Here is a 17852-nt window from a genome sequence, read left to right on the forward strand (position 1 = left end):
CACCCGTTTCCCATTCGCAGGGGAGCGGGTGTTTTCGTTTCAACCCATATTTCATCATCAATATGTATCCTATCATCGCATTGCCTCATTGTCCGGCGACAGCCCGGCACATCCTGCCTTTGGAAGATACCAGACAGGCAGCTCACCTCCAGCGGAGAAACATCATGCCGGAACCGGCAACGGCTCCAGTAGTTCCTCCGACTGTATTCCGTAAGGGGCTTCTCCTCCATTGCGGGGCTGAAGTCATCGACAGGAGAACTCTGTCCCGTGTGGAAACCCCGTCCTGTACGGAATCGTGGTTCCCGATTCCCCACGACTTCCTTCTGAAGGAAGTGGAATCCCAGCTCACCGCCCACGGCTTCGGGATCGGGGAAACCACCCATGCCCTCAGCCATGAAGGAAAGCGGTATTTCGGAGTTCTCCAAATCCTGCGTCCTGACGATGGCCCCGACGACTACTCGTGGATTGTCGGCATACGCAATTCCCATGACAAGACCTTCCCGGCCTCCCTGGTCATGGGAACGCGCGTCTTCGTCTGCGACAACCTTGCCTTCACCGGAGAAGTGAAACTCTCCCGGAAGCATACGAGGTTCGCCGTGCGGGATCTGCGCTTCATGACCTCCCGCGCCGTCGGAAGGCTGGGAGAGCAATTCCACCGCGAAGACGAACGGATCGCCGCCTACAAAAGACAGAGACTGACCGACAAGGCGGCTCATGATCTTCTGATCCGGGCGGTCGACTGCCGGGCCATCACGACGACCGTTCTGCCGGAAGTCATCAGGTACTGGCGAGAGCCGCTTCATGAGGAATTCCGGCCCCGCACCGTCTGGAGCCTGTTCAACGCCTTCACGGAGCAGTTCAAGGCCGTCAACCCGCATGTGGCTGCCAAACGGAGCCAGGCTCTGCACGGCCTGTGCGATTCCGTCTGCGGCCTGATCGCCTGAGTGTAATAAAAAAGATAACAGGAAAGGAAACATCTCATGAATCCATCCTGCTCATTGACGGGAGCGCAAGCCGCCGTCCTGATCCGCACGCAATCCGTATCCGGACAAACGAGCGATGAGCTGATCGCCTCCTTCCACCCGGAAGAACGGGGACGGGTCAGGCAAATCATTCGCCTGCTGGAACACCGTGGACTGCTCATCCGCCAAACGGAGGAAGACGATCCCTTCGTCTTCCCCCGCACCTGGCATCCCACCTGGGACGGGAGAATAGCCCTGTTGAAGTGGGCCGCCTACCTGGGCAACATCCGGCTGGCCGGCAGGAATACTCGGGCATCAACCGGTTTCTGGGCTGTCATCGAACAGGAAGATCATCATCACCCATCATCCGTATGCTGACCTTTCTTCTCGTGACTGTGGCAGGCTGGTTCCTGTTCCCGTGGCTGTTCGCACTCCTCAAATGGGGAATCGTGCTGGCCTTCGGCTTGATAATGGCAGGGCTGCTTCTGTGGTTCTACCTTTGTTGAAGAAACATCCATCCAGATACCGGAACCATGTACCACATCGTCAAATACAAGAGCACGCGCTACTGGGCGGTTCTCCATCACAATGGGAAACTGCTCGCCGTCGTTGTGTACAAAAAAGGCGCTGAGGCCATTGTCCAGGCTTTGGAGCAAATCCTCATCGACGCCGTCACCCACTCACAAACGCCATGCCCATGATTAAAATCATCCTGTTCGAGCTCACCCGCATCCTGCTGGGCTATGCTTCGGACAAGGTTGGCGAGTTCATCCGGAACAAGCAGAGGAACGGCTCTCGTCCTCCTTCCTTTGATGAGGAAGAGGAGGAAGATCTCTGGTCTCAACATCCACCCCGCTGATTCCATGATCCTCGCCCAGCTGCTGCAGGCCATCTACACTCTCATCGCCCGACGATGAGATATGCCTTCCAGGACGATATGTCGTCTGAGGAAGGCGCTCAAGAGGTTGTCCAATCGACTCCTCTTTTTTAGCTGTCAGATCTGTATTTCTTCCTCATCAGAGAAGAAGGAAGGAGTCAGTTCCAGAAGCTGATAACGATTCTTCCTGACTCCCAGATTGTATTCTACGAGAAGAGAAACCAATTGGTCGCCGTCAATCAAATCGATGGGGGTATGGGAGGTGGTACGCCTCGCTTCATCCCTGGCTCCTCTGGAAAAATTGGAAGTCGTCACAATCAAGCCTCGTTCATCTGTTCCCAGACTGCCGTGAAGTTGTTGAACGACAGGAGACTGCACGTTGGCTTTCCATCGTTTGGCTTATACCGCCAACTTGATATGAATGACATCATGTACCGTCATAATGCCTCGCACATCAACGCCTCCATCTCCACCATAGGGAGTACTGCTCACCTCTTATGCCTATCCTATTCCTTTGCCTTGAGGAATAAGGAAAAATAGGTGGGATGACGAGTGAAAAGAAAAGGGATGTATTTCATCACGAAGATAATCTTGCGAAAGTAAATTTCATGATTGATTACAAAAGAATTACGTTTATTTGAGGTATTGTTCTTACTGCAGCATGTTTTATAATTGCTGCCATGAAGTGTAAGTTAACATTTCTTCAATCACACCGTTCCTTTTTGGAGGGACGTATGGTTTTTAAAACTCAGTCCCCTCTTTTTGATAATGAGATTGATCCCGATTCCGATCAGGATAGATTCGAATTTTCCGGCAAAAATCCTTCTGCTCTTGGCACAACACGCAATTTCATTATTGTTGAAGTAGAACGACTGACAGCCAAGAAATTTCTGAAGGTACTGAAAGAGCTCAAACAAAAGAATTGTCGTTCATCCAGCAGTTTGGAGGATGCCTTTTTTCTCCCCTCCACTACTCATTACTCCCTATCTTTCGACACAAAATTTGGAAACCCTGGAGCAACACAATTTATGTGGCGTCGACTTTTGTGGAAACGGAGTTCTTTTATGGAAAGGATTTTTCATGATGAGAAACGAATTCAGAAATCAGTACAAGCTATTACCTGTTGCCATGAAGAATCCCTATACGGGCGTGGCGATTCAGGTCGCAGAGACATTGCTGAACTGCAATTTCTTTCCCAGTCAGAAGCACATATACAATTCCATCCTGAAGAAATCCGGACAGATTTCATTATCACAAGTGAATAAGGCTCTCAAAACCAAGGAAGAAGACTCTATTATCTACCGCAGAGGACGCATCATTGGCCTACGGGACGCAGATTCTTTGTTGGCCGTTTTGAAGAAAAATCACAAGCGCGGAAAAGTTGTCAAACGCCATTATGTGACAAAACCACGGGACATTGGTATTCAGCAAATAATCAATTTCATGAATAATGCAGATATTCGGTGGAGCCACTCTCCCCTTTCTTCTCTTCATTATACACAGAATTTCAAGGAACCCGGCCCCTTGGGGTTCCGAGTGAATAATTCAGAACTGTTGATGTCGGCTTTTCCTTTTGAAGAGACGCACCTTCTGGGACAGGCTGATTTTGTTTTTGAGGAAGTGACGGAACCTCTGACCTATTACAATACGACAATCCTTCAGGATGTCCGTCGTCTCAGCAACGATCTGGAATGCTATCTGGAGGTGAATCCCGATAACGAGCAGAGGGAGAAAGCCATTAAAAGTCTCCCTGCGAGGATCATTGACAGAGGATATCACGAAGAGATGCGGAAGAAATATCCGAAATTATTGGGAAAATTGTAATCGTATAACAACTGTATTGTACAAAAAATACGCAATACATTTATTGAAAGTATTTTATGATGAATTGAAGTGTTGTTTGAGGGAGTACTCACCTCTATTCCCAGCGGCAGCGTACGGCTCAACACTCGGGAGATTGAATTTTTCCATGCTTTGATTTGGAGTAACAATACGATGTACGGTTATACTGCATCTGTGCCAGCATTGACAGGAGAATACGCTTTCTACGACTTATCAAAATGAAGCGTTGCGGGGCACTGGAGATGGGCTGGACATTCGTTAAATCATGGTCTCCCTTACAACTCCAGGGCTACTCAAAACAATCACTTATGACGATGGCAAACAGAACCCCGGACACCAGCAAAGTAATCAATACTTTGCCATCTGCTCCTTCTTCGCAAGGCCTTACAGGAGTCGCGACGAGGGCAACATCAAGCAATGTATAGTGTTTGTCAGAAGATTTCTTTTCAAGAAGACCGAATTCGCCTTGATTTAAAAGATCAAATTGAACACTATTTGTCAACTCCTTAATTCCAGATTGTGGAAATGTCTTGGCTTTAGATCGTCCATCGAAGCTCTTGCTCACTGAATGTGGGCAGTGCAGCACGAAAGGCCAAGCAATAAGAACAGTTTGCTTTTTTAATGACGTATGCCCAATCATCCAGCTATAAGCTTCCAATTCGACGATCCCCTCTCCACAATATGCGAGTTTACCATTAATCAAACATCTTTCCGGCTCTGCGGCGCGCTGAGCGTGGTGAATAAAGGGGAGCAGTTGCATGAGGAACTTGTGTTGGATGTTTCGTGCGAGCCCACATTCTTTGCAACGAGGACTTTGCCAATTTTATCGCTACCGGCGCATTCCACACAGTCGCTTGGAGAAATTGTAGTGGATCTGAAAACGGAATTTTTTCTCAAGCTTCCCGAGCAACGCGATGGTACAATTCTCCTAAAATTGAAGAAGGGTGCAGAAACGTTGGCGGAGTGGTCCTCGACTGTTTCACTCGTCCTACCTCAACCCCATCTCACTCTCATCTACGACCATTCGATCAACTACGCGTTCCAACAGAACGCGATTCCGGTGGTGAAGGAGTTGCGCTTGCAGAACAACGGCGTGGCGAGGAAGAACCTGGTGTTGCGGTTGACGACCGAACCCGCCTTCGCGCCGTCCGCCGAAATTCGACTTCAATCCATCGAACCTGCCGGTGAATTCAGGGTCTCGCCGCCGAATCTGAATCTGAAATTGAGTCACGATTTCCTCGCCGAACTGAACGAAAAGGTTGCCGGATGGTTGAAGGTGGAGATGCTGGACGGCCATGAGGTCGTTCAGTCGATCACGGAGCCAATTACACTTCTTGCCCGAAATGAGTGGTGTGGGCTGGTAGCTTTGCCGGAAATTCTGGCTGCCTTCGTGCTACCAAACGACCCGGTGGTGATGACTATTCTAAGCCGGGCATCCGATGTGTTAAAGGAAGCCACGGGCCGTTCCGGGCTAAATGGGTATCAGGATAAGAGCCGCAAGAGAGCATGGGAACAGGTTGCCTCGATATACAAAGCCATTGGTGAGCTAGGCATCCGTTACATCAATCCTCCTGCAAGCTTTGAAACCAGCGGGCAGAAGGTTCGTTTTCCATCGGAAATCGTCAGCCAGCGCTTTGGCACTTGCCTTGATCTGGCTCTGCTCTTTGCCGCCTGTTGCGAGCAGTCTGGATTGAGACCTTTCGTGTTCATTCACGATGGTCACGCCTATGCCGGTTGTTGGCTTGAGGCACGGAGTCTTCCGGAACCTGCAGGTGATGATTTGCAACAGGTCAGAAAATTCGAGGCGGACGACTTGATCGCTGTCTTCGAGACGACCACCGTGACCAACGACCAACCGGGCACACTCGAAGATGCCGAGCGGCTCGCCAAGCCGCATCTCATAACCGAGAAGCCATTCCGACTTGCTCTCGATGTCCATGCATCGCGGTCCGCGAGGATTTTGCCGCTTCTGATGCCAGGTCAGGTACTCACCATTCCGGGTACACCAGGTGCGTCACCCACGAGTGGAGCTTCGAGCGGACTTGGTTCACGTGAATTTCCCGACGATATCCCCATCCCTGACGGTGGCCCTGCGAAGCCCGTCAATAGGATTGACCTTTGGAAAAGCCGTCTGCTAGACCTCAGCTTACGCAACCGCCTTCTGAATTTCCGAGAAACGAAATCGACCATCCGCATTCTTTCCGAACCTGAGTATGTGGAGGACGCGCTCGCTGCGGAGCGCGAGTTGTCCCTGCGGCCGAAGCCGAAGGTGATGAGCGAGGAGGATCCGCGCAATGCAGCAACCTTCACCAAGGAGCAACGCGCCGATGCCGTGAAGGATTATTTGCAGGATGAGCTTCGCCAGGGGCGTTTGCACACGCATATGGATGAAAGCGAACACGCCCAGCGTCTAACGGAACTCTTCCGTTCGGCTCGGAATGCGCTGGACGAGAAAGGGGCGAACACCCTTTTCGCCGCAGTTGGCATCTTGGAGTGGCGTGAGACACAGCACAGTGATCGCATCCATCGAGCCCCCCTGTTGTTGGTGCCGGTGGAACTGAAACGCAAATCTGTCCTCGAAGGCTTCACCCTTCGCCGGATTGATGAGGAGACACGAATCAATGTCACGCTAATGGAGATGCTTCGGCAAAACTTTCAAAAGGAAGTTCCCGGACTTGATCCATTGCCAGAGGATGAGTGCGGAGTGAATGTGAATCACGTTCTTCGGCTCTTCCGTGATTCCGTGCGCGATCTTGCTGGCTGGGAAGTGAAGCCGGAAGTCTGGCTGAGCCAATTCTCCTTCACCAAATTCCTGCTTTGGAAAGACCTCTCCGACCGCCTGGAAGACCTCACCAAGAACAGGATAGTCAACCACCTTATCCACCAGGCAGGCACGCCGATTCCGAATCCCTCGGTGGACATCCGTGCCCACGAGTTGGACGACCGGTTCCATCCACGCGACGTGTTCTGCCCCCGTAGCGCGGATTCGTCCCAGCTCGCAGCGGTAATGGCTGCGGCGGACGGGCACGATTTCGTACTCGAAGGCCCACCCGGCACTGGCAAGTCACAGACCATTACCAACATCATTGCGCACTGCCTCGCGGTCGGAAAACGCGTACTCTTCGTCGCGGAGAAGCGGGCCGCGCTCGATGTGGTACATCGACGCCTGCGCGAAGACGGACTCGAACCGTTCTGTCTTGAGTTACATTCCAACAAGACCGGGAAGGCGGACGTGCTTGCCCAGTTCAACCGCAGCTTGAAATTCGTCGAAGACCTTGAGACCACGGACTGGGAGCATCAAGCCTCGGATCTCGAACGAGTGCGAACTGCATTGAATTCTTACACCCGCGCCCTCCACCGACGCACTCCTTGTGGCCTCAGTGCTCACCAATGTCTTGATTATCTGCTGGTGCGCAAGGACGAGCCTGTCGTGAAAATGGATGGCTGGGAGGCCATTCTCGAAACTACGCCCGAAATGCTTGGACGTGCCCGGGAAGTGGCGAAGCTCATGCAGGATCGCTCGCGTCCGCTAATGCCGCTGGCGAATCATACTCTTGCACCACTTGCATGCGAAGAGTGGGCGCCTGGATGGGCAGAAAGGACATTGGATCTAAACACAGAGTTCGCCGGAAGGTGCCAAGAGGTTTCCCTAGCATCCCGAGACTTGCTGGAATGGATGCAGTTTGACTGTGTTCTGTCGCAGGATGGTCTGTGCCGCCTCGATTCACTGTTGGAATCGTTGCTCTCGCCCGAACCCGTGGGGCCAGCATTCGCAACAAGCCCATGGTCTCGACTTTCGGCAGATCTGAACTATTGGATCGCATTGGCGAAGGAACGGAGTGAACTCCGTGCAACTTTGGCTCCACTGTATATTGCCCGTCCTGCCGGAACCGTGACAGTTCAGTGTGAAGGAGACACTCAGGAGGCAGCAGAGAAGCTTTTCCAAAAGGGACGGGAACTTGAAGACTTGCTGAAATCGGCGGCAAATGCGACAGACAACATGCTTAGATGGCTTCAAGCCCCAGCGATGCAAATCACGCGTGAACAACTAATTAATCTGGTCGCATGGGCCGAAAGCCTGCTGGATACATATGAAGTCGGCACTGACTTTGCAAAGATTTCCTGGGAGACTTGGTCGCCCTCGCTCGACCACTGGATTTCCCTGGTGCGCGAACGATCTGGTATTCGGGCTAAACTTGACGGTTACGAGGAAACAAAACTCTTGGCTCTTGATCTAAACCGGCTCCAACAGAAATGGCAAAAGGCACAGTCAACATGGTTCCTCCCGAAAGTGCTGAATACCGCTTTAGTCCGCAGCAATCTCAGAAAAGCCTTGTCCGGCAAGATCGAACTCGATAAATCGGAAATAGGCAATGTGATTCTTTCTGCGATTCGCCTGCACGATATCAATGAGGAACTTGCCTCCATCTACACAATTGCTGAAGCGATGTTAGGAAAAAGCTGGAGAGGAGGCGAGCCAGATATCGAACAAATGGAGCGAATACGGTCATGGGGAGAAACCTTGCATCAGCGTATGAGCAAATTGACCGGGGCCGATGCCGCCTGGAGCTCTTCAATACAAAACCTACTGGTTGAACATTTCCAATCCGGCCCCTTGGCATTTGCCGCAGGAATGCCGACCGGCAACCTGTTGACTGCCATGCAGGATGCATTCAAAGCATTTGATATTACATTCGAATCATTTGCGACAGCGGGCGCATGGAATCGAGTCCCGCTTGAGGAGGCACCTGATTATTTGCCGGCAGTATCCACGATGTTGCAAACATTCCTACAAGCTGCGCCCCGACTTCGCGAAATTAATTCAGCGTTTTCTCAGGCAGCATCCACCGCTCAGGAGTGCCTCGGTGTGCTTTGGAAGAAGGGGGAACCAGATGCACAGGCGGTCACCAAGGCACAAGTTTGGGGTAAAACCCTTCATGCCCGAATGGTCGCATTTGCAGGTGAGAATTTCGACTGGCTCAATTCCTTTCGGCAGCTTCTTGCTCGCCTCTTCTCGGAAGGCCCGACATTCTATGCGGCAGACACGGCCATAGGCGTGCGTATGGCGCGCTTCCGGGAGCAATGGTCAGCCTTCAATGAGAACTTGAACCGATACGGTCAAGAACTTCATCTTAGGCGGGAAGAACTCAATCAGGCTTCCGATTACCTGGCTGCTACATTTGCCCTAACTGAGCGCGTTGCCAGCGGATGGCCGAAAATACGGGAATGGTGTTCGTGGCAAAAAGTCCGTCAAGAAGCGATTCGCCTCGGATTAACGCCCTTGGTTGAGAAGCTGGAATCTGCGGAAGGAACAGACGTCGAGGTCTTAGGATTATTCGAACGGAGCTTCCGGCGCGGACTACTTTTCGCAATCATCGAGAAGGAATCCGCTCTCCGGGAGTTTTTTGGTAATGAACACAACAAACGAATCGAACGTTTCCGGGAACTGGACGAACATCTCGCCAATCTTTCCAAGGATTTGATCCGGGCTCGGCTTGCAGCCGGCATTCCAAGGGAGGATGGAATGGACGACATTCCCAAGGCGGAAATTGGTTTGTTGAGAAAGGAAATCGGTAAACGCATGCGCCATATCCCCGTGCGGCAGTTGATTGGGCACATTCCTACCTTGCTGCCCCGCTTGAAACCCTGTGTACTGATGAGTCCGCTTTCTGTGGCTCAATATCTCGAAGCATCCCACGAGCCCTTCGATGTCGTGATTTTCGACGAAGCATCACAAATTCCAGTCTGGGATGCAGTCGGAGCCATTGCCCGAGGCAAGCAGCTAATTGTCGTTGGTGATCCCAAGCAACTCCCGCCGACGAACTTCTTCTCCACCAATATGGATGACGAGGATGATTTGACTCCCGAGGAGCACAAGGATCTTGAAAGCATCCTCGATGAACTAATGACCCACGGACTGCGCCATAAGCGTTTGCAATGGCACTACCGCAGCCGGCACGAGGGGCTCATTACCTTTAGCAACCGGCAATATTATGAAAATGACCTCCTGACGTTCCCCTCTCCTGAGATCGAGAACGAGGGCGTACATTTCCGGCACCTTCCGAATGCCCGGTACGACAAGGGTAAATCTCGCACGAACCGGCAGGAGGCGGAGGCATTGGTGCAGGAGTTGGTTTCACGCCTCCGGAATCCTTCCCTACCGCCCCGCTCATATGGAGTCATCACCTTCAGTCAGGCTCAGCAAGTGTTGATTCAGAACCTTCTGGATGAAGAGCGTCGCAAGTATCCTGAGATTGAGCCTCATTTTGGCGATGAACCGCCAGTGGAAGGCGAGCCGGTGTTTGTGAAAAATCTGGAAAACGTTCAAGGCGACGAACGCGACGTGATCTTTTTCTCAATCTGCTACGGTTTGGACGAAGCCGGTAAACTCTCAATGAATTTCGGTCCGTTAAACCGTGATGGTGGCGAGCGCCGCCTAAATGTGGCAGTAACCCGAGCCAAGCATGAGATGTTTGTTTTCAGCGGATTGCGAGGAGATCAAATCGATCTTACCCGGACGCGTGCACGAGGTTCCAAAGATTTGAAATACTTTCTTGAATATGCCGAACGCGGACCTCGTGCCCTGATTGCCGCAACCAGTATCCCCACCAACGCCGAGGCCGATTCGGAATTTGAACGCATGGTGGCGGATAGGATTCGGTCTGCGGGTTACGATGTCCATCACCAAGTCGGATGTTCCGGCTATCGGATCGACCTTGCCGTCGTGGATTCAAAATCACCGGGTAGATATCTGCTGGGTGTGGAGTGTGATGGTGCCACCTATCACCGCGCTGCAACGGCAAGGGATCGAGATAAACTGCGACAGGCGGTTTTGGAGGGGCTGGGTTGGACGCTCCACCGGATTTGGTCCACCGACTGGTGGCACAACGCAAATTCGGAAATGGAAAAGCTGCTTACTGCCATCTCAGCAGCCGAAAATGCCAGAGAACTTGAACTTGCCGACGAAGAGACGCCGAGATTTGTTGCCGGAAATTCATCTTCTACGCTAACGGTTCGTGAAGATCCCATCAGCTCTGAAACATCCGACCACAGACCAACCGTTACACCATCTGAAGCGCCGAAATCTTCCTTCTACGAAGTGACAGATCTCACGTCATTTTTGTCAAAGATGTCACCTCTAAGATTTTATGATTCGGACTACGACCCCATACTCATGGAGTTGATCGGGCACATCGTCGAGAAGGAAGGTCCTATTCTCGACAGCTTACTGGTTAATCGAATTGCACGAGCACATGGATTCCAACGAAGTGGAAACGTGATTCATAAGCGCGTTCTTGAAATCGCAAAGCGGTATTTTCACATCAAGCCGGATCAGGTCGGCGGCTCCTTCGTCTGGCGCGACGACGGCTTGCCTGATCGTTGGGTCAAATTCAGAATTCCGACATCAGAGGAAAGCACCAGAAAGATTGAGGAAATTGCATTCGAAGAGCTTAAAGCCGCACTGCCGTCTACCCCGGTGCAGGATGTTCCTCTTGAGCTTGCAAGAACCTTTGGAATCCGACGTCTAGCCGCCGGCGCTAGGACGCGCCTCGAAGCTGTGATCCGACTGTCTGTCCAACACCACAACGGTGATCGTAACTAAAAATCGCGAATTCGTCATATTTGCATATCTGATTGCTCTCTCATGACTCGACTCACAGCCATCCTCCTCCTCCAAACGTCTTTACGCATCAGGATGCATTTCCCATAGTGTTACATAGGTAATCTCTATTTTGACTCTATTTTTTTGCATTAGAATCAAGCGTTCCGGTTTTACGAGGTTTTTCAATGGACGGAGTTAAGAGGCAAGTGTGCCGTGGTCAGCTCGTATATCGCTTCCAACGAAGCTGCAAGAACAGCCGGAATGGGAGCGGCGCAGCAGTCCGAGGAGATGTTCAAATATGAGACCTGTCGACGAATGTTGCAGGATTTCGGCTTTCAATCGGCAAGTGTTGCCTCCTGCGAGAAGTTTGAGAGCAAGGTGAAGGAGATGTTCATCAGGGAGCCGGGGCGCATGAAACTGCTGATCGTGGTCGACAAGTTGCTGACGGGGTTTGACGCTCCTCCAGCCACTTATTTGTATATCGACAAAAAATGCAGGATCACGGTCTCTTTCAGGCGATCTGCCGTGTCAATCGGCTTGACGGCGAGAGCAAGGAGTTCGGTTATATCGTCGACTACAAGGATCTCTTTTTAAGCCTGGGAAAAGCTGTCAAGTCCTTCACGGGGGAAGCCTTCGAGAATTATGAATCCGCTGATGTGCAGGGATTGCTCAAGGAGCGGCTCACAGAAGCCAACAAACTGCTGGCGCAGCGGCTCGACCGTCTGCGCGCTCTTTGCGAACCCGTCGAGGAGCCGAAGGGTCTGGATGAATATCTGGATTATTTCTGTATGGGTGAAAACCTGGAGAAACATCAGCGGCAGCGCGTCGAACTCTATAGGGGAACAGCGGCTTTGATGCGAGCCTATGCCAAAGTTTGCGATGAACTTGATTTGGCCGGGTACAGCAAAGAGCAGATTGTCCTGATCCGGGAGGAGGTTGAGCTCTTTGCCAATGCCAGGGACGCCGTCAAACTGGCAAGCGGAGACTACATCGATATGAAAATGTATGAGGCGGAAATGCGCAATCTGATCGATACCTACGTCCATGCATCGGATGCGGAGAGTGTTTCCACGCTGGAGGATATGGGAATGGTGGAACTGCTGGTCAACCGGACGGAAGAAATCATCCGCGACACCGAGCGGAAAACGGGCAAACACGCAGCGGAAAGCATCAGCAATAACCTGAAAAAGGAAATCACGGAAAAACGATCACTCAACCCCAGATTCTACGACAGCATGGGAACATTGCTGGTCAGGCTGTTGGAAGACCACAAAAAAGGAATTGTCGAATACAAGGATTTTCTGGAGAAGGTGGTGGATCTTGCAAAAAAGATAAAGTACGGAGAAAAACCTCGCGCGCAATCGATCAATACGCCACGACTCAAGGTCTTATACGACAATGCTCCTGTTCCACGCAGACATGCGGAACGGTTCCCGGAGCAATTCGCTCTGGTAATGGACAGAAAGTGTGCCGAGATGCAGGCGGGATTTCAAGACCCTCTTTCATTACGTTATCGGGAAGCCAGATTTCTGATTCAGGAAGGCCTGGAAGAGCTGGCGGACGAATTCGGTCTCGATATCAATGACGAAGCGATTGAAAAGATTTTCAATCTGGCGAAGCAGTATTAGGGCAAACCATGAAGGTAGGGAACGTCAACATGCGTATCGTGAGAAAGGGGGTCAAGCACCTTAGGCTGGCGGTCTGCCCGCCAGCCGGTGAAGTCGTGATCACCGCCCCTTTGGCCATGGATGAGGAGGCTGTGCGGCTGGCTGCGGTACAGAGATTGAGCTGGATTCATGACCGGCGCAGGGAATTCGAGGATCAGGTGCGTCAGAGCCGGCGCACGTATGAATCGGGGGAAACGTATTATTTTCTGGGCCGCCGCTATCGATTGAAAGTAGTTTATATCCGTCCGGGGAGCCCCTACAGTATGGAGCGGAAGGGAAAATCCCTTATGATGAACGTTTATGCCGATACACCCGCCGGCAATCGGGAAGAACTCCTGCATGCGTGGTACCGCCGTCAGCTGCGGGAAATGGTAACTCCCTTGCTTGCCAAATGGTGCAAACGCCTCGAATTGACAATACCAGTATTCACGATTCGCAAAATGAAGACGAAGTGGGGTTCCTGTGCTCCGGATGCTCATCGCATCCAGCTCAATATGGACCTGATCAAAAAGCCGTCTTTATGCATCGAATACGTCGTTTTGCACGAACTGATTCATTTCTTTGAAGAGAACCACACCCCCCGATTCAAAGCTCTTCTGGCAGCTCACATGCCCACGTGGGAGCATTTGAAGGATGTCTTAAACCAGGCTCCGCTGGACGAAGAGGTTTGGGAGGGGATGACCAAATAAATGGAGCCTTTTCCAGAATGCCCGTTGAATGAAGATTGGAAGCTTTTTGTCTTTTTACCTCGTTAATTTGAAAGATTCATTATTCTGAACCGGAGATCCCAAATCCGTCTTATCTGAAATTTTCGGATTGCGGGGAGTTCCGTCCGGATAAGAGGTTTTGTAAATGCCGAATTCCTGTGCCTTTTTCTCCAGAGCGTGAGTGACGTTGCTGGAAGCGGTGTTGATGCGGAGACAGCTTTCACTGAGGTAGGAAGGATTGTGGGGGGGATGGGGGAATATCCTTGGCAGGAGCTGCGGGGATGACGGCGGGAGAACATCGTCGGAACAGGAACCGGGATGATTCTGCTTCCAGCTCCGGAACCATGCGGGTGAAGTCAGATGTTTATATTGCTGGGCAAGGCCTTTTCCCTTGATGGCATACACGCGTTCCGCCGCCAGCAGGGTCATGTTGTCAAACTGTTGCTGCTTGCGCCATGCCTGTCTGATTTGTTCCAGATCTTCAGCGTTTCTGGCGGCGTTGATGGTTTCCAGCATCTTCCGGACGGAAGTTTCCTTCTTGTTGGCCAGATTGAGGAACATGCGGCTATAATAATCATGAAATTCCCGGGATTCCCGGTTGAATGCCGCGATTTCCGGATTTTGAAGCAGTTCTTCGACAAGAAGATCTTCAGGAGTTTTCCTGATCTCTTGCGTCAAAACGCCTGTCTCATAAAGTCCCCAGGTAAGCGCTCCCCCTGTGACGAGCATCACAGCGGCTATTGTCACAATTCTGCTCCGGAGTCTTCGCCTCCGATCGCTGCGAAGGGCATGATTCATCCCGGTCAGCCACGCTTCTGGAGAAAGAGACCGTTCCTCCCTCTTCAGGGAGAGGTTTTGAACAAGAAGACAGCTTACGCATCTCAGGGATTTCTCTTTTTGGGCCAGTGATACCAATAACTCTCCCGCATGTGCTTCACCGACCTTTCCGGACATGGTGTTCCAGGGATAGGAGGTCATCAGTTCATAAAAGCACGCTGCCAGGGAGTATTGATCCGCCCGGATGTCGGGTGCGGCGTCTTCCGTAAACAATTCCGGAGCCGAGTACGCGGAATGAGCCAGGATATTGACTGAGCCATGAGGAGGGAGAAGAGAAGCGGTGCCGAAATCGGCCAGAACGGGCTGGCCTTCCCCGGTAAAGAGGATATTGCCCGGCTTGATATCCAGATGGACGATGTGATGTTGATTCAGACAATCGAGGGCCGAAACCAGAGTCTGAAGCCATGAGAGGAGGGTGCGTGGAGGAATGCGTTTGCCTGAGTGGATGACCTCCCGCAGGGTTCCGCCCTCAAGAAGAGGCATCACATAAAAACAGGTGGTGGGCGAAAGGCTGAATACCCGATGAATCCTGATGATGGAGGGGTGCTCCAGAGAAGCGATCAAGCGGGCTTCTCTGATGAACTGGTCAACAGAATCGGTAAAGGTATGAGCTACTTCTTCGTTCAGCGGAACCAGAAGGTGAGTCTCTGGATCTCTGCGACAAAGCCCCTGGTGATAATGTTCCTTGAGGACGACCTTTCTGTCCAGCGTTCTGTCATGGGCCAGATATACGATACCGTTCGCCCCGTGGCCGAGGACGCGCTCAATGGCGTAAGGACCAACTTTTTGACCGGGAGGAAGGAAAACGGGGGCTTCATGCATGGCGGATGAATGATTCGATCATGCCCCGGCAGTACGGAAAAAATCAATCCTTGTCTTTCGAAAATTCCTCGCGTTCGATTTCATCGACCAGGGAAGGAGAGGCGGGAGTCCCTTCGCGAACAATCTCATTGATTTTTGTCGCCAGAAAATCGGTCAGCGTCATCTTGCTGTCGAGGGCCTTGCGCTCCAGAGCCGCCTGGACATCCGGCGGTAGTTGCAGGATCACGCGGGACTCCGTTTCCACCTTCACGGACGGAAGAGTCACGGGCATCTCCGTCATCAGGGAACGAATGATGTGTTCCTTGACCTCCGGAATCTTTTTCTTGGCCATCCAGTTGTAGACGGTCACTTCACTGACGAAGCATTGCTCAGCCAACCACTTATAGTCCAGCCCACGGGCCTTGAGCCAACGCTTGACGTCGGCTTTCAACTCCATCTGCGGTTTGGAATCTGAACTCATATTCGTGATACTAGCTTTTCCGCTATTGCGCGTCAATTCCCAAGAGGCGAATGCCGGGAAAACCATCCTCAGAAGAAGGTGGATAAGTGATAACAAGGTTCTCTGAATAATATCTATTCTTCCATAATAGCTATAATACTATTTGACAAAATGGGGTATATAGATATAAAAAATATCCGTATGGCGAATATGCAGTGCGATATCACCGAGCTAATCGAGAAGCTAAGCGATGAAGCCAGATTGTATCTTCTGAAACGAATGGCCTCCCGTAACCTTTCCCTTCGGCAGGTTCTTCTGGAGATTGTCATCGGGATAAGCAGAGAGGCTGCGTCCGGCTCGAAAGAACAAGAAACCGCATGTTCCGCCTGTTTCATTCCTCATTTAACCTCTCACCCAAAAGCCCTCCACCAATGAAAACATTTTGCGTCTCCCTCATGGCTTTGATAGCCGCTTTCCTCTGTGTTCCGGCAGCCCATGCAAGTCTGTCATCCCCGGATGCTTCCCCGTCTGCCAACGACTACACCGCATGCCGACAAAGAGATGGAGTCAAAGTTTGCCCCGCCTGCAACGGCAGCGGCAAGTTCGGAAATATCACCTGCGTCAACTGCGGCGGCAAGGGTATCGTCCGTACAAACGGGCAGAGGATGTAAGCCATCTCACCCGATTCTAATTTCTCCTCGTAGTCTGAGAAGAACCGCAATTGAAAACGAGGGACAGGAGCAACATGACTACGAAAACAGAATTTCAAATGAATGCCTTCATAACCTTCATTATTCCTACCTAATGGATCATAAGCCCTTTCCTTTATATATGCTTGGAGAAAGATACAGTGTATTCCTCTCTGACGTAGGCGAACAGGTCCTTTCCAAGCTCTACAAGGAAAGAACTGATGTAGTCGTAAGGATTAAAAAAACCTACGATAAAGAGAAATGTTTACCTTATTATAAAAAAGAAGATTTTATCTCGAATCAGCAAGTGAACGAGTCAACCGCTGGGAAAAATAGAGATTTAATAGCCTTCAGGAAAGGAGTTACATGTTTAGCGCTCCTAGTATGGGTGTGTGTTGGAATCTCATCGGGAGGCCCCGGTTTTTTGAGTATTATACCCATTGGTGGTTTTCTGGCATGGCTGTGGGGTAAGAGGAAATAATCTCCCCGCAATCATTATCTCTATAATAATCATAGTTACTCACCTTTCACAACATGAAAATAATGAACTGGAACAATGTTTTCGCCTGTACTTTTGTTGCATTTACCTTACCCATTTCGGCGTTATCCGGCACAGAACAGTTACCTGATTTTAATGTATTAAAGGAGCAGGCTGAGCAGGGGGACATGGAATCCCAGTTTCAACTGGGCAGATGCTATGCCTTCGGTACAGGAACGGACAAAAATGGTAAGCAAGCTGCTCTCTGGTTTCGCAAAGCGGCGGAACAAGGGCATGCCAAGGCTCAATACAATTTGGGAGTAGCATATACGACAGCCCTTGGCGTTGATCATGATGATGCCGAAGCTCGCAAATGGTTCCTTAAATCGGCTCAGCAGGGATTTGCAAACGCCCAATTCAACATGGGGCTGCTGGAAGCCAAAGGAACTTCAGGGACAAGAAATATGGAACAAGCCTTTGGATGGTTCCTGAAAGCAGCCGAACAGGGATTGCCTCGTGCACAGTTTATGACCGGTTTCTTCTATTCTTCCGGAGAAGGATGCCGGAAAGACCACGATGAAGCCATGAAATGGATTTCAAAGGCGGCGGAACAAAATGATACGGAAGCCTTGTTATGGCTGGGTGATTCCTACGCCTTGAATGATGATATGAAGAAAGCCTTTTCACACTGGAAGAAAGCGGCCGATCTCAATCATCCCAAGGCCTTGTATATTCTGGCCCAATGTTATGAACAGGGGAATATGGTGGAACAAAATGAACGGCAGGCTTTCGAGTTGTACCGGAAAGCGGCGGAATTGGGTCATATCCAAGCCATGAATGCCTTGGCACTTTACTATCTTAACGGGAAAGGAGGAATTCCGAAAAATCCTCAACTTGCCATTTCCTGGCTTACAAAAACAGCGGAACAA

Annotated in this window: 15 protein-coding genes and 2 pseudogenes; 13 read left to right on the forward strand and 4 right to left on the reverse strand. The window is 51.1% G+C overall.

Annotation, left to right across the window (positions count from 1 at the left end; all coding sequences use genetic code 11):
• The first annotated feature begins 62 nt into the window (after window positions 1-62).
• The 5 genes from WW58_RS05715 to WW58_RS13110 are packed head-to-tail and all read left to right on the forward strand — an operon-like array spanning window position 63 to window position 1821.
• Window positions 63-944, forward strand: a complete 882-nt coding sequence (locus WW58_RS05715) for a DUF932 domain-containing protein (RefSeq protein ID WP_215833575.1) — start codon at window positions 63-65, stop codon at window positions 942-944.
• A gap of 36 nt (window positions 945-980) precedes the next feature.
• Window positions 981-1340 carry a hypothetical protein gene (locus tag WW58_RS05720; RefSeq protein WP_046436051.1) on the forward strand — a complete coding sequence of 120 codons (360 nt, stop codon included), beginning with the start codon at window positions 981-983 and terminating at the stop codon, window positions 1338-1340.
• Window positions 1334-1468, forward strand: a complete 135-nt coding sequence (locus WW58_RS13100) for a hypothetical protein (protein WP_257227976.1) — start codon at window positions 1334-1336, stop codon at window positions 1466-1468. The genes WW58_RS05720 and WW58_RS13100 overlap by 7 nt, the downstream gene beginning before the upstream one ends.
• Before the next feature lie 27 nt (window positions 1469-1495).
• On the forward strand, window positions 1496-1663 hold the full coding sequence (locus WW58_RS13105) for a hypothetical protein (RefSeq protein WP_153816449.1): 168 nt from the start codon (window positions 1496-1498) through the stop codon (window positions 1661-1663).
• Window positions 1654-1821 (forward strand): hypothetical protein, encoded by a 168-nt coding sequence (locus WW58_RS13110; RefSeq protein WP_153816455.1) that lies wholly within the window; start codon window positions 1654-1656, stop codon window positions 1819-1821. The genes WW58_RS13105 and WW58_RS13110 overlap by 10 nt, the downstream gene beginning before the upstream one ends.
• 135 nt (window positions 1822-1956) lie before the next feature.
• Here WW58_RS13110 and WW58_RS05725 read toward each other — a convergent pair.
• Window positions 1957-2226: pseudogene (locus tag WW58_RS05725) on the reverse strand (restriction endonuclease); the annotation flags it as partial.
• A gap of 293 nt (window positions 2227-2519) precedes the next feature.
• On the opposite strand from WW58_RS05725, the gene WW58_RS13115 reads away from it, so the two are divergent.
• Both WW58_RS13115 and WW58_RS05735 read left to right on the forward strand, forming a co-directional pair.
• Complete coding sequence (locus WW58_RS13115) at window positions 2520-3104, forward strand: hypothetical protein (RefSeq protein ID WP_128153685.1); 585 nt, start codon at window positions 2520-2522, stop codon at window positions 3102-3104.
• Complete coding sequence (locus WW58_RS05735; RefSeq protein ID WP_128153684.1) at window positions 3097-3663, forward strand: hypothetical protein; 567 nt, start codon at window positions 3097-3099, stop codon at window positions 3661-3663. The genes WW58_RS13115 and WW58_RS05735 overlap by 8 nt, the downstream gene beginning before the upstream one ends.
• A 307-nt stretch (window positions 3664-3970) precedes the next feature.
• On the opposite strand, the gene WW58_RS05740 is transcribed toward WW58_RS05735, so the two are convergent.
• A complete protein-coding gene (locus WW58_RS05740) occupies window positions 3971-4441 on the reverse strand; it encodes a hypothetical protein (protein ID WP_046436058.1) in 471 nt (156 codons plus the stop codon).
• Between the two features lie 108 nt (window positions 4442-4549).
• Here WW58_RS05740 and WW58_RS05745 point away from each other — a divergent pair, with 108 nt between their 5' ends.
• From WW58_RS05745 to WW58_RS05755, 3 genes and pseudogenes are all read left to right on the forward strand, one after another.
• Entirely contained in the window at window positions 4550-11284 is a 6735-nt protein-coding gene (locus WW58_RS05745; RefSeq protein WP_215833573.1) for a DUF3320 domain-containing protein, read from the forward strand.
• 213 nt (window positions 11285-11497) lie between these two features.
• Window positions 11498-12912, forward strand: a pseudogene (locus WW58_RS05750) (type I restriction enzyme subunit R domain-containing protein).
• An 8-nt stretch (window positions 12913-12920) separates the two neighbouring features.
• Window positions 12921-13640 carry a M48 family metallopeptidase gene (locus tag WW58_RS05755; protein ID WP_046436062.1) on the forward strand — a complete coding sequence of 240 codons (720 nt, stop codon included), beginning with the start codon at window positions 12921-12923 and terminating at the stop codon, window positions 13638-13640.
• A 54-nt stretch (window positions 13641-13694) separates the two neighbouring features.
• Here WW58_RS05755 and WW58_RS05760 read toward each other — a convergent pair whose 3' ends face one another.
• Together WW58_RS05760 and WW58_RS05765 are read right to left on the reverse strand one after the other, a co-directional pair.
• Window positions 13695-15317, reverse strand: coding sequence for a serine/threonine protein kinase (locus WW58_RS05760; RefSeq protein WP_046436064.1), 1623 nt, complete (start codon window positions 15315-15317; stop codon window positions 13695-13697).
• Window positions 15318-15360: 43 nt separating this feature from the next.
• Window positions 15361-15777: a hypothetical protein gene (locus tag WW58_RS05765; protein WP_046436066.1), complete on the reverse strand. Its 417-nt coding sequence runs from the start codon at window positions 15775-15777 to the stop codon at window positions 15361-15363.
• A 410-nt stretch (window positions 15778-16187) separates the two neighbouring features.
• Here WW58_RS05765 and WW58_RS05775 point away from each other — a divergent pair, with 410 nt between their 5' ends.
• From WW58_RS05775 to WW58_RS05785, 3 genes are all read left to right on the forward strand, one after another.
• Window positions 16188-16427, forward strand: coding sequence for a hypothetical protein (locus WW58_RS05775; protein WP_215833571.1), 240 nt, complete (start codon window positions 16188-16190; stop codon window positions 16425-16427).
• 133 nt (window positions 16428-16560) lie between these two features.
• Complete coding sequence (locus WW58_RS05780) at window positions 16561-16926, forward strand: hypothetical protein (RefSeq protein ID WP_046436071.1); 366 nt, start codon at window positions 16561-16563, stop codon at window positions 16924-16926.
• A gap of 53 nt (window positions 16927-16979) precedes the next feature.
• On the forward strand, window positions 16980-17852 hold an 873-nt coding region (locus WW58_RS05785), incomplete at its 3' end, for an SEL1-like repeat protein (protein ID WP_288143412.1).

Origin of the sequence: Akkermansia sp. UNK.MGS-1, from assembly GCF_000980515.1 — a bacterium.
Classification (GTDB): domain Bacteria; phylum Verrucomicrobiota; class Verrucomicrobiia; order Verrucomicrobiales; family Akkermansiaceae; genus Akkermansia; species Akkermansia muciniphila.